Annotated in this window: 9 protein-coding genes; 6 read left to right on the forward strand and 3 right to left on the reverse strand. The window is 57.5% G+C overall.

The genetic code is table 11. The features are described 5' to 3' along the window. Nucleotides 1–26: 26 nt before the first annotated feature. Complete coding sequence (gene metH / locus ACEPPP_RS18530) at nt 27–3,701, reverse strand: methionine synthase (RefSeq protein ID WP_374090951.1); 3,675 nt, start codon at nt 3,699–3,701, stop codon at nt 27–29. Between the two features lie 87 nt (nt 3,702–3,788). Between metH and ACEPPP_RS18535 the strand changes: the two genes are divergently transcribed. Next, nucleotides 3,789–3,983, forward strand: a complete 195-nt coding sequence (locus ACEPPP_RS18535) for a DUF2970 domain-containing protein (RefSeq protein ID WP_374088837.1) — start codon at nt 3,789–3,791, stop codon at nt 3,981–3,983. A 97-nt stretch (nt 3,984–4,080) separates the two neighbouring features. On the opposite strand, the gene ACEPPP_RS18540 is transcribed toward ACEPPP_RS18535, so the two are convergent. Next, nucleotides 4,081–4,506, reverse strand: coding sequence for a hypothetical protein (locus ACEPPP_RS18540; RefSeq protein WP_374088838.1), 426 nt, complete (start codon nt 4,504–4,506; stop codon nt 4,081–4,083). Nucleotides 4,507–4,534: 28 nt separating this feature from the next. Beyond that, nucleotides 4,535–4,912, reverse strand: coding sequence for a hypothetical protein (locus tag ACEPPP_RS18545; RefSeq protein WP_374088839.1), 378 nt, complete (start codon nt 4,910–4,912; stop codon nt 4,535–4,537). Nucleotides 4,913–5,572: 660 nt separating this feature from the next. Here ACEPPP_RS18545 and ACEPPP_RS18550 point away from each other — a divergent pair. The 5 genes from ACEPPP_RS18550 (at nt 5,573) to ACEPPP_RS18570 (ending at nt 13,034) form a co-directional block, all read left to right on the forward strand. Beyond that, nucleotides 5,573–5,995 carry a hypothetical protein gene (locus ACEPPP_RS18550; protein WP_374088840.1) on the forward strand — a complete coding sequence of 141 codons (423 nt, stop codon included), beginning with the start codon at nt 5,573–5,575 and terminating at the stop codon, nt 5,993–5,995. A gap of 76 nt (nt 5,996–6,071) precedes the next feature. Further along, complete coding sequence (locus ACEPPP_RS18555; protein WP_374088841.1) at nt 6,072–6,794, forward strand: tetratricopeptide repeat protein; 723 nt, start codon at nt 6,072–6,074, stop codon at nt 6,792–6,794. A gap of 100 nt (nt 6,795–6,894) precedes the next feature. Further along, nucleotides 6,895–10,404, forward strand: a complete 3,510-nt coding sequence (gene smc / locus ACEPPP_RS18560) for a chromosome segregation protein SMC (RefSeq protein ID WP_374088842.1) — start codon at nt 6,895–6,897, stop codon at nt 10,402–10,404. Then, a complete protein-coding gene (locus tag ACEPPP_RS18565; protein WP_374088843.1) occupies nt 10,404–11,126 on the forward strand; it encodes a cell division protein ZipA C-terminal FtsZ-binding domain-containing protein in 723 nt (240 codons plus the stop codon). Before smc ends, ACEPPP_RS18565 begins: the two co-directional genes overlap by 1 nt. A 3-nt stretch (nt 11,127–11,129) precedes the next feature. Next, a complete protein-coding gene (locus ACEPPP_RS18570) occupies nt 11,130–13,034 on the forward strand; it encodes a helix-hairpin-helix domain-containing protein (protein WP_374088844.1) in 1,905 nt (634 codons plus the stop codon). The last annotated feature ends 33 nt before the right edge of the window (nt 13,035–13,067 follow it).

The following is a 13,067-nucleotide window of genomic DNA, read 5'->3' on the forward strand; positions in this document are numbered from 1 at the left end:
GTTCCCCTGAACGCCAAACCAGCTTATCAATGATTCAGATGCGCCGACAGCCAGCGTTCGGCGATCTCTTCGGCAATGCCCTTGCGTTTGGCATAGTCCTGCAACTGATCCTTGCCGATCTTGCCGACGTTGAAGTATTGCGCTTCCGGATGCGCGAAATACCAGCCGCTGACCGCGGAGGCGGGATACATCGCATAGCTTTCGGTCAGCACGATGCCGACGTTTTCGGTCACGTTCAGCAACTCGAACAACTTGGCTTTTTCGGTATGGTCCGGGCAGGCCGGGTAGCCCGGGGCAGGGCGGATGCCCTGGTAGGCCTCCTCGATCAACTGCTCGTTGCCGAGCTTTTCGTCCTTCGCATAGCCCCAATAATCGGTTCTGACCGCCTGATGCATATATTCGGCCAGCGCTTCGGCGAGCCGGTCGGCCAGGGCTTTCAGCATGATAGAGCTGTAATCGTCATGTTCGCGTTCGAATTCGGCCAGCTTCCGTTCGATGCCGATGCCGGTGGTGACCGCGAAGGCGCCGACATAATCGGCAATGCCTTGATCCTTAGGCGCGATGAAGTCGGACAGGCAATAGTTCGGCCGGCCCGGCGCCTTCACGTTCTGCTGGCGTAGGTGATGCAGCTTCTCGCGAACCTCGGTGCGGGTTTCGTCCTGATAGACGATCACATCGTCGCCGTCGCTATTGGCCGGGAAAAAGCCGATCACCGCGCGCGCGGTCAGCCATTCCTCGCTGATGATCTTGTGCAGCATCACCTGCGCATCGTCGAACAGTTTGCGCGCCTCCACGCCGACCACGCTGTCGTCCAGGATTTTCGGATAGCGTCCGGCCAGCTCCCAGGTTTGAAAGAACGGCGACCAGTCGATGTACCAGACCAGTGTGTCGAGCGGGAAGCGGTCGATCACCCGTACGCCGAGGAAGGACGGTTTGACCGGAATATGGCCGTCCCAGGCCGGCTTGTTGCGGCGCGCTTCTGCGAGTGGATGCTGCGGAGTCTTCGCTTCCTTGCCTTTGTGGCGCTCGCGGACCTCAAGGTATTCGGCGCGCACCGCCGCGACATAATCGGCCTGCAAATCGGCGCTGAGCAGGTTGCCGGCAACGCCGACGCCGCGCGAGGCGTCCGGCACATAGACCGTCGCGCCTTCGTAATTCGGTTCTATCTTGACCGCGGTATGCGCGCGCGAGGTGGTCGCGCCGCCGATCAACAGCGGAATCGTGAAGCCCTGGCGCTGCATTTCCTTGGCGATGTGCACCATTTCGTCGAGCGACGGCGTGATCAGGCCGCTGAGGCCGATGATGTCGACGTTTTCCTTGCGCGCGGTCTGCAGGATCGTCTCGGCCGGCACCATCACGCCGAGGTCGATTACTTCATAGTTGTTGCATTGCAGCACGACCCCGACGATGTTCTTGCCGATGTCGTGCACGTCGCCCTTGACCGTCGCCATCAGGATCTTGCCGTTCGTCTGGCGTTCGCCGGCCTGTGCGGCTTCCATGAAAGGCATCAGATAGGCGACCGCCTTTTTCATCACCCGCGCCGATTTGACGACCTGCGGCAGGAACATCTTGCCGGCGCCGAACAGGTCGCCGACCACGTTCATGCCGTCCATCAAGGGGCCCTCGATCACGTGCAGCGGTTTTTCGGCGGCGAGCCTGGCTTCTTCGGTGTCTTCGTCGATAAAGTCCGCGATGCCCTTGACCAGTGCATGTTCGAGCCGCTTGTTGACCGGCCAGCTGCGCCATTCCAGTTCCTCCGGTTTAACCGCGCCCGCCGAGCCGTCGCCGCGATAACGTTCGGCGATTTCGAGCAGCTTTTCGGTCGCGCCGGGATGCAGATTCAGCACCACGTCCTCGACCGCGGCGCGGAGTTCGGCCGGAATGTCCTCATAGATCGCCAATTGGCCCGCATTCACGATGCCCATGTCCATCCCGGCCTGGATCGCATGGTACAAAAATACCGCGTGAATCGCCTCGCGGACCGGATTGTTGCCGCGGAACGAGAACGAGACGTTCGAGACGCCGCCGGAGATCAGCGCATGGGGCAGGGTAGACTTGATCTCGCGCGTCGCCTCGATGAAGTCCAATCCATAATTGTTATGCTCATCGATGCCGGTCGCGATCGCGAAGATATTCGGATCGAAGATAATGTCTTCGGGCGGAAAGCCGAGTTGTTCGGTCAGTATCCGATAGGCGCGGGTACAGATTTCGACCTTGCGGGCCTTCGTGTCGGCCTGGCCGGCTTCGTCGAAGGCCATCACGATCACCGCCGCGCCGTAGCGCCGGACCTTTTTCGCGTGTTCGACAAAGAGCGCCTCGCCTTCCTTCAGCGAGATCGAATTGACGATGCCCTTGCCCTGGATGCATTTGAGGCCGGCTTCGAGAATCTCCCATTTGGACGAGTCGAGCATGATCGGCACTTTCGCGATGTCAGGTTCCGCAGCCAGCAACATCAGGAAGCGCACCATCGCGTCTTTCGATTCGAGCATGCCTTCGTCCATGTTGATGTCGATCACCTGCGCGCCGTTTTCGACCTGTTGGCGCGCCACTTCGAGCGCGGCCTCAAAATCGCCGGCGACGATCAGTCGTTTGAAGGCAGCCGAACCGGTCACATTCGTGCGTTCGCCGACGTTCACGAACAGGCTGTCGGGGCCGATCGTCATCGGTTCAAGGCCGGACAGGCGGCAGGCTTTCGGGATGTCGGGGATGATTCTCGGTGGAAAGGGTGTCACCGCCTCGATGATTGCCTTGATGTGCGCCGGCGTGGTGCCGCAGCAGCCGCCGATGATGTTCAGATAACCCTGCCGCGCCCAGTCGGCGATTTCTTTCGCCATCGCCTCGGGGGATTCGTCGTATTGGCCGAATTCGTTCGGCAACCCCGCGTTCGGATGCGCGGAGACATGGGTGTCCGCGATCGTCGACAGTTCGTCGATGTATTGACGCAATTCCTTCGCGCCAAGCGCACAGTTGAAACCAAACGAGATCGGTTCGACATGCTTCAATGAATGCCAGAACGCGGCGACGGTCTGCCCGGACAGCGTCCGGCCGGAGGCATCGGTGATCGTGCCCGAAATCATCACCGGCAGCTTATGGCCGATCGTCTCGAAATAGGCATCGACCGCGAACGCCGCGGCCTTCGCGTTCAAGGTGTCGAACACCGTTTCGATCAGGATGATGTCGGCGCCGCCGTCGATCAGGCCCTGGGTCGCCTCGGTGTAGGCCTCGACCAGTTCGTCGAACGAAATATTGCGGAAGCCTGGGTCGTTCACGTCCGGCGACATCGAGGCGGTCCGATTGGTCGGTCCTAAGACGCCCGCGACGAAGCGGGGCTTCCCCGGCGTTTTTTGTGTATGGGCGTCCGCGACCTGACGCGCGAGACGCGCCGATTCGACATTGATTTCGTAGACCAGGGACTCCATCCCATAATCGGCCATTGCGACCCGCGTCGAGTTGAACGTATTGGTCTCGATGATGTCGCAGCCGACTTCGAGATAGGCGCCGTGAATCGCCTTGATGATTTCGGGTTGGGTCAATGACAACAGGTCGTTATTGCCTTTCAGGTCGATGTCCCAGTCGGAAAAGCGCGCGCCGCGGTAATCTTTTTCCTCCAGCTTGTAGCTCTGGATCATCGTGCCCATCGCGCCGTCGAGGAATAAAATTTTCTGGGAGAGAAGCTGTTTTAACACGCTGATTTTGTCCATGGGCGAAGATAAAAGGTGGGGCTGGGGCATCGAAAAATTGCGATAGACGGGTTCGATCTATATTATTTGGAATTTTTCCGAGGAGATATGTCTATGTCCAAGCCGTCGATAGTCGATGTGATAAAAAGTGTTTTGTCCGCAGCTCTAGGGGTGCAAAGCGAAAAAAACAGGCAAAAAGATTTTACGCAGGGTTCGCTGCCGATGTACCTGATTGCGGGGCTGATCTTTACGGTCGTTTTTGTGTCTGTGATCATCGCCCTGGTGCGGATGATCATCGGTTAACCGGCTTTTTCATGGCATGAGGGCGGGAACCGATGCCGGAAACTAAAAAGCTCAAGCCAGGCTTGAGCTTTTTAATCAGGCGGACGCCATGCGGCGCTTATTCCGGAGACTTGAAGCTTTGGCCAATGCTGGAGAACATTTCCTTGATGCCGCTAAACAGATTGCCGACGGAAAAGCTTTCCTTGGTAATGAATTTGAGGCGAACGAAGGCAACCCCCAGCACGCCAGCAAGTGGTGGCATCAGTTCGAAAAATACTGACAATAAGTAGCCGCCAACGCCTTGGAAGCCGCCTTCATTTTTCCGGTCGCCGACGCTGAGCAGATCTCTTTCGTAATCGCCGCTGGACTCGCTGCCCCGGATCGCTTCGAGGATGAAGACGTTGCCCTGTACCAGCAGCATCTGGACGACAAAAAAGACGCCCGCCGCGATGCCGACCCACAGCAAGGGGTTGCTGACTTTTGCTTTGTTTGCCGACTGATAAACCCAGATCACGGCCAACACCATTAAAATTCCACCAATCATAGTTACACCTTCGTTATTTTCTTAGTTATTATTTTTTTAGGAAAAAGTAATTGAAAGAGCATTTGAGCGTCATGCGGTCGGCGGTTTTTTCGACGGCCTTGCATGATTCAAACTTGCCGCGTCCGGGCGACACTTCTTTTTTCAACACTCCATCCTCGACCATATATTTTACTTCGATTTTCATCTCGTTGGTACGGCCGAGCGAGTCGGTCGCGATCGTGTGCAGGATGCCGCCATCCGCAAAGTCCCAGACGATATTGACATCCTTCTTTTCGCCGTCGAGTTTTGCCGCTTCCGCATACACGGTCCATTTACCGATGACATCGCTGGCATCCTTTAACTCGACATCCGCGTTTGCCGTAAATGACGCCAACAACGCTACCGACGATACTAAATAGTGGCGCATGAATTTACCCCTCAGTCCAAATCAAATACACAGAATTCCAACTATACCACACTCATCATCCGAGGTCATGCGAGTACGGCAAAAAGAATCCCGGGGACCCTTGGCCGGCTGTCTATCCATCAATAAACCTTGACTTTAGTGACGCCTAAAGTATCATGTAGCTTCCATTTGCTACTAACCTGGCAATTTCTAAAAAAATATACAATTATAGGTAGGACTAATATGGGGTTCATCTTAGATTTAACTGAGACATTGAAAACACCAGCGGGTATCGTTGGTTTGTTGGTTGTAATCGGTGCTGTTTTGGCACTGGTAAAATGGGTTTTCGCTCCACACCCAGACGACGAGCAATAAAATTCCGTCTCGATCCGCTTAATTTAAGGATTATAGGCCGCTTCGCTGATCTTAAGTCATTTAACGATCCGGAGCGGCCTATTATTTTCCGAAGGTTCCCCTCCTTACCAGTTCAAAATTTGCTTCGGCGGCTTCTCCCTAAGACAAGTCCATTAGCAAATCATGTTCGGCCCGAACGGCGCCGCGCGAATCCAACCAGGTTCTATTGTCTGCCCTATCATCGCCGGCTCCAGCGGAAAACCTGGCAGGGATCGACGAGTCTTGCTAAAGTCAGTTCCTTTAGTTGACACCCTTGTTGCCGAAATCATGACCCGAATCCCAGACCGAAATACGTCAGGCTCCCGTCACGCGGAAGCCAGCGAATGCCAGACGCTCGTCGATCCCGGCAAAAGCCGGCGTTTGCGTGCGATGTTGCAAGGCAAAACCGCCGAGATGCAGGAGCAACAGGCCGCCGCGGCCGTCGAACCGGATAATGCGTTGGAGCTGCCAGCCGACGTCGCGCGGGAATTGCAACAGGCGCGGCGGATCATCGATGATGAAATCGAGCGGATCATGCGCTTGTTACCGGAAGGTAGGAAAAACAGCCTGTTTAAGATAAGATTCGGTCACCTGGAAGCGATCAGGGCGATGGAAGTTCAGGAAATCTTTAAGCGGCTGAAACTTGCGGATACCTCCGCGCAATTGAATCGGTTGCGGAAGATCAATTATCATGGCGAAAAAGTTTCCTGACCGTGCCGTTGGCCTGATGGCCTGAATTATGTGAAAAGGCGGGGCTTGTCTGCCTTGTGCGCCCAATGAGAAATCAATGATGCAAAAACGTTTTATATTGCTCTGTGTGCTGCCGGCGGTTTTGCCGGGTTGCGCGAGTCTTTACGAACAACAATCCCCCGCGCCGGTTTATGGCGGCCCCGCTCCGGTTTACAGGCAGCGGCCGGTGCAGGCGCCGCTGCCGCCACCGGTTCCGATTCCGGAACCCACGGTCAAAACGACGCCGATTCCCGAATTCAACCAGCAGGTGGTACCGATTGCCCCGGCTCCAGTTCCTGCGCCGGCACCGATGCCGGGAGAAGGGGGCGATTCCCTGGGTTTGTTGCCGGATGCCGAAACGTCGGTTGCGGCCGGCGCGGTTCCGGATGCGACGCTGCCTGTCTCCGCGCCGGAAACGTATGCAGCTCCCCCTTTTCAGCCGATAGAGCCGTCCGCTTCGTCTTCGCCCGCCGTCGGCGCCCTGGTGACGGCCGCCAATCAGAACAGCCAAACGGGCAATCTGGATTCGGCGATCGCGACGATTGAGCGGGCCCGCAGCATCGAGCCGAACAATGCCGGCCTCTATTACAAGCTGGCACTGTTGCGTATAAAACAGGGCAAACCGAAACTGGCCGAGGAGCTGGCGAAAAAAGCCGCGCTGTTGGCCCAAGGCGATAGGCATCTGAAAAAACACAGCTGGTTGTTGATTGCGCACGCGCGCGAAATGCAAAAAGATTTTGACGGCGCGCAAGCGGCGCGCGACAAGGCGGCCGGATTTTAGCCTGCCCGGGCCCGGCCTTGCCGAAAACAGTCGCGGCCCGCGGCATAATCACCGATAATAAGCGCTTTTTTCGCCGAGCGTTAAACTTCTTATTTCCGTAATGAAACTGGAAAAAATCAAGCTGTCGGGTTTCAAGTCGTTCGTCGACCCGACAACCATTCCGATCCACGGTAATCTGACCGCGATCGTCGGCCCGAACGGCTGCGGTAAATCGAACATCATCGACGCGGTGCGCTGGGTCATGGGCGAAAGTTCGGCCAAGCATCTGCGCGGCGGCAACATGGCCGACGTGATCTTCAACGGCTCCTCGACAAGGAAGCCGATCGGCACCGCTTCGGTCGAACTGGTTTTCGACAACAGCGAAGGCAAACTCGGCGGCGAATATGCGAATTATTCGACCATTGCGATCAAGCGCCAGGTCAGCCGCGATGGCCAGTCGCAGTTTTTGCTGAACGGCTCGAAGTGCCGGCGCAAGGACATTACCGACATCTTTCTGGGCACCGGCCTCGGTGCGCGCAGTTATGCGATCATCGAGCAGGGCACCATTTCACGGATCGTCGAGGCGAAGCCGGACGATTTGCGCCTGCATATCGAGGAAGCGGCAGGCATTTCCAAATACAAGGAAAGACGCCAGGAAACCGAGTCGCGGATGCAGAATACCCGCGAGAATCTCGAGCGCCTGCAGGATCTGCGCGATGAAGTCGAAAAGCAGCTGAAGCATTTGCAAAAACAGGCCGAAAAGGCCGAGAAATACACCGAATTGAAAAAGCAGGAACGTCAGTTCAAGCTGGAATTACTGGCGATGCGCTGGCAGTCGCATCAGGATGCCGCGGCCGCGCTCGATACGCAGATGCAGGAGGCGGCGAGCGAGCACAATCGGGTGTTTGTCGAATTGCGCGAACTGGAAGGCGCGCTCGAAAACAAACGCGGCGAGCATAAAAATCAGCAGCAGGCTCTGAACAAGGCTCAGGGCGAGTATTACGGCGTGGTCGCCGAGGTCGGCAGCCTCGAACAGGCGATCCGGCATAACGAGCAGTCGCATCAGGAAACCCAGGTCGAAATCGAGCGCACCCGCCGCCAGGCCGACCAGGCGCAGGAAGAAATCGATGTCGATCGGCAGCAGCTCGAAACGCTGAAACAGGCGCAGCTGCTGGCCGAGGAAGCCCTGGAGGTCGCCGAGCAGCAGCTGGAAGAAAGTCTGCAATTGCAGCAAGGCGTTCAGCAGAAACAGAGCGACTGGCAGGCGGAGTGGGAAGCCTACCGGACCGAAAGCGCGCGCTACCAGGAGCAGGCCGAGGTCGAGCGGGCCAAATCCCGGCAGCTGGAAAATCAGAACCGGCAACTGCAAGCCCGGCGCGAGCAATTGCAGATCGAGCGCGACGAATTGTCCGAGAGCGAACTCGAAGACGAAATCGAAGCCCTGGCCGAAGAGATCGATCTGCTCGAAGCGGAACGCGCCGAATTGCACGAAAAGATCGAAGAGGCGCAGCGGCGGATTCGCGAACGGCGGGACGAGATCAAAAGCCTGCATGGCGACCTGCACAAGCAGCGCGCGGAACTGCACGGTATCCGGGGCAAGATCACCTCACTCGAATTGCTGCAGCAGCATGCGATGGGCAAGGACAACAAGAAGCTGAACGACTGGCTGAACTCGGTGCATCTCGGCGAACGTCAGCGTCTGGCCGAAGGGCTGGAGGTACAGCCGGGCTGGGAAAACGCGGTCGAAACGGTATTGGGCGGCTATTTGGAAGCGATTTGCGTCGAGACTGCCGATGCGGTGGTGGCCGATCTGCCGCGTTTGCAGGGCGATTCGCTTGCGCTGTTCGAGACCGCGTTCAATGCGCCGTTTGAGACGATGCCGAGCGGCGAGCCTTTGCTGAATAAGGTCTCGGCGCCCTGGAACCTGAGCGCGATGCTTGCCGGCATCTACTGCGCCGACGATCTGGCCGCGGCCAGGCATTTGGCGGCGGCACTCAAGCCCCATGAATCGGTGATCACGCCGGACGGCGCCTGGTTCGGTCCGGGCTGGATCAGGATCATCCGAGCCCAGGACAGCAAGACCGGGGTCTTGCAGCGCGAGCGCGAGTTGCGCCAGCTTAAACAGCGTCAGGACTATTTGCAGACCGAAATAGCCGCCTTCGAGGAGCGTCTCGAAGCCGCCGAGGACGATCTGAAATCGGCAGAACGCAGCCGCGATACCCAGCAGCAGGAAGATAAAACCTTACAGAGCCGGCTGTCGATGCGCAGCGCCGAGCACAGCGCGAAAAGCGCACGCTTCGAGCAGCAGCAGCGCCGAATCGAGCAACTCGCCCGAGAATTGGGCGACATCGACGCGCATATCGCCGAAAATTCTGAACAGATCGCCGAGTCCGCGCAGTTGGTGCAGGAAGCCGAGCAGATTCTCGAGCAAAAAGCGCTGCAAAAGCAGACCCTCGAAAGCGTCAATCAGGATCTGCACGGTCAGCAAAAGACCACCGAACAGGCGGTTCATGATGCCCGGCAGAAAGTCTTTACGCTCAAATCCCAGGTCGAGTCGTTGCTGGCTTCCGAAAATCATACGGCGAAACAGATCGAGCGTCTGGAATTGCAATACCGGCAATTGCTCGAACGCAAGGCCGAGCTGGAGAAAAAACAGCAGGAGACCTTGCGGCCGCTCGACGAAGAAAAACTGCAATTGCAGGAGTTGACCCTCGACCGCGAGCGCCTCGACAAACAATTGAAAGCGCAGCGCGAATTGCAGGAACAGATCGAGGCGGACATTAGCCGGGCGTCGCAGGAGCAAGTCCGCCTGCAACATGCGCTCGAAAAGCGCAAGGAAATGCTCGACAAGATTCGTTACGAATTGCAGGAAAGCCGGGTGCGTCAGCAGACCGTCAACGAGCAGTTGAACGAGATCGAAGCCGATGCGGCCGAGGTGTTGAAAAATTTGCCGGAAGCCGCGGAAGAAGCGGTCTGGAAGAAAAAAGTCGATGAGCTGACCCAGCAGATCGAGCGCCTCGGCGCGATCAATCTGACCGCGATCGAGGAGTTCAAGACGCAGACCGAACGGATGAGCTTTCTGAATGCGCAGCATGCCGATCTGGTCGAAGCGCTAGAGACACTGGAGCTTGCCATCAGTAAAATAGACAAGGAAAGCCGGCTGCGCTTTAAGGAAACTTTCGATAAAATAAACGGCGGCCTGCAGGAAAAATTTCCGAAATTGTTCGGCGGCGGCCAGGCCTATCTGGAACTCAGCGACCAGGATTTGCTCGAATCGGGGGTGAACATCATCGCGCGCCCGCCCGGCAAGCGCAACAGCTCGATTCATTTGCTGTCCGGCGGCGAGAAGGCGCTGACCGCGGTCGCGCTGGTGTTTTCGATTTTCGATCTGAATCCGGCGCCTTTCTGTTTGCTCGACGAGGTCGATGCGCCGCTCGATGATGCGAACGTCGGCCGCTTTTCGAAAATGGTCGAGGAAATGTCGTCCTCGGTGCAGTTTTTATATATTTCGCATAACAAGGCCACGATGGAAATCGCGCACCAACTGGCCGGCGTCACGATGAAAGAGCCGGGCGTGTCCCGGATGGTCGCGGTCGATTTAGAAGAAGCAGTCAGCCTGGCGGAAACCTGATGGATAAAGAATTATTGAGAATTGTGATCATTGCAACCGGTCTGATCATCATTACCGGCATGCTGGCGTGGGCGTTCGTCAGAAACACCAAACACCGGCGCAGCCTGGAGGATTTCGACGACGAAATACAACCTGCGACCGACCGTCACGCGAAGGCGCTGGTTGACGAGGATGATTTCCTCTCCGCTTTCGGCGAGGACGAGGACTACACGGAGGATTTCGCCCCTGCCACGCCGCATGCGGCCGAGGCCGGCAAAGCGGGGCGCTACCAAGCGCCGGCTGGCGAGTATCAAGATGACGAGGAAGAGGACTTCGAACCGGAACCCCGCTTTGTCGCGCCGAGCATCATCCAGTTCACGCTGGTCGCGAATCAGGATGAAGGCTTCAACGGGCTCGATCTCGCGCATGCTTTCGACATCGTCGGCCTCGAATACGGCAACCTGAAAATCTACGAACGGCTCGACTCCAAACGCCTGGTCGATTTCGGCGTCGCGAGCATGGTGCGCCCCGGAACCTTTCCGGAACACGATCTGGAGACCTATTACTGTCCCGGCATCGTATTTTTCATGCAGCCCGGCGAACTCGATGATCCGGTAGCGGTATTCGATGATTTCGTGCAGACGGTCGTGTTCATGGCGACAGAACTCGACGGCACCGTGCTCGATCATGAACACCAGCCATTGAGCGAAACGACGGTGGAGCTGATACGCCGGAGCTTGTAAGCCTTGATCACGAAAAAATCCCCTCCCGCCGCCATCGCCAAAATCGCCGCCGAGGCGGAGCCCGCCAAGCTGTCCGACGACGAATTGCTCGAGTTTCTAACGGTCTGCAACGACTTTTACCGGCGCGGCGAGCCGATCATCTCGGACGCTCAGTACGACTTCGTGTTTCTCGCGGAACTCAAGAAACGCCATCCGCACCATCCCTATCTGGAGACGGTCGAGCCCGAAAAAGCGTTTGCCGGCAAGACGGTCGCGCTGCCCGAGATGATGCTGTCGACCGAAAAGACTTATTCGAAAGACGGCATCGAAAAATGGCTGCAACGGATCGAAAAAGCGGCCGAGGAACTGGGCCTGGAATTTTCCAGGCTGATCTTTCGCGCGACGCCGAAACTCGACGGCTATGCGGCCTATGACGACGGACTGGCGCTCTACACACGCGGCGACGGCCGCAAGGGCACCGATATCAGCCGGGTGTTCGAGCGCGGGCTGATCGTCGGCGGCGACGGCAAGCGCGGGCAGGGCGCCGGCGAGATCGTGGTCAGCCAACGCTATTTCAATACGCATCTGGCCGACTTTTTCGAAAACGCGCGTAATTTCCAGGCCAGCATCATCAAGGAAAAGGAGCTCGAAGAGCATGCGCTGGCGGCGATTCAAAACCATGCCGCGGTCTTTTTCCCGTTCGCGCAACTGCCGGATTGGCTGGGTTCGGCCCAGGAAATTCTGGAGCGCTTCGAGGCCATCATCGAAGCGGTGCCGGCCAAGGTCGATTTCGATGTGGACGGCGTGATTTTCGAAGTGACCGATGCCCGGATCAAAAAGCACATGGGCGCGACCCGCCATCATCACCGCTGGCAGATCGCCTATAAGAGCAACGTCGAAACCGCGGTCGTGACCGTCTTGCGGGTAACGCCGCAAACCTCGCGTTCCGGCCGGGTCAATCCGGTCGCCGAACTGGAGCCGACCAAGCTGAGCGGCGCGGTCATCTCGCGGGCGACCGCGCATCACTACAAGATGGTCAGGGACATGGGTATCGGCGCGGGCACCGTGATCGAATTGACCCGCTCGGGTCTGGTGATCCCGAAAATCGAACGGGTGCTCACCCCGAAGACGCCGCAAATTCCGGAAAATTGTCCGAGCTGCGGCAGCGAATTGGTCTGGGACAGCGATTATCTGTATTGCCCGAATACCGTGCAATGCCCCGCGCAAATCGAAAACACGATCGAGCATTTTTTCAGGACGCTCCGCAACATCGACGGCTTCGGCGGGAAGACGATCGAAAAACTGCATGCGGCCGGCATTCGTTCGGTCTATCAAATCTATCAACTGGATTTAGAGCGCCTGCAAGGCCTCGGTTTCGGCGACAAAACCTCGCAAAACCTGCTCGACCAGCTGGTACGCAGCCGCACCGATCCGCTCGAGGACTGGCGCTTTCTCGGCGCCTTCGGCATTTACCGGATGGGACTCGGCAATTGCGAACGGCTGTTGCAGCATTTTCCGTTGCTTTCGATCTTCGAGCTGACGCTGGAAGACATCGTTTCGATCGAAGGCTTCGCGGAAAAAACCGGAGAGGCGGTGATTACGAGCCTCGCGAAGATCAAGGGAGATTTCATGCGCATCCATGCGCTCGGCTTCAATCTGCTCAGGACGCCGCTGCGCAGCGAACAGGCGCAAGCGGCCAGTCCGATCGCCGGCAAGACGATCGTCTTTACCGGCGCGATGCAGCATGGCAGCCGCGAGGACATGACCCGCGAAGCGAAACGGCTCGGCGCGAAGGTCGGCAGTTCGGTCAGCGGCAAGACCGATTTTCTGGTCACTGGCAGCGATGTCGGCGCGGCAAAGATCGCTGCGGCGCAAGAAAAAGGTGTGAGGGTGATCAGCGAAGCGGAGTATCTGGAGATGCTTAAATAGTTATTTACAAATTAGTACGCTATGCAATAAACT

This window comes from Methylomicrobium lacus (assembly GCF_041897535.1).
GTDB lineage: Bacteria > Pseudomonadota > Gammaproteobacteria > Methylococcales > Methylomonadaceae > Methylomicrobium > Methylomicrobium lacus_A.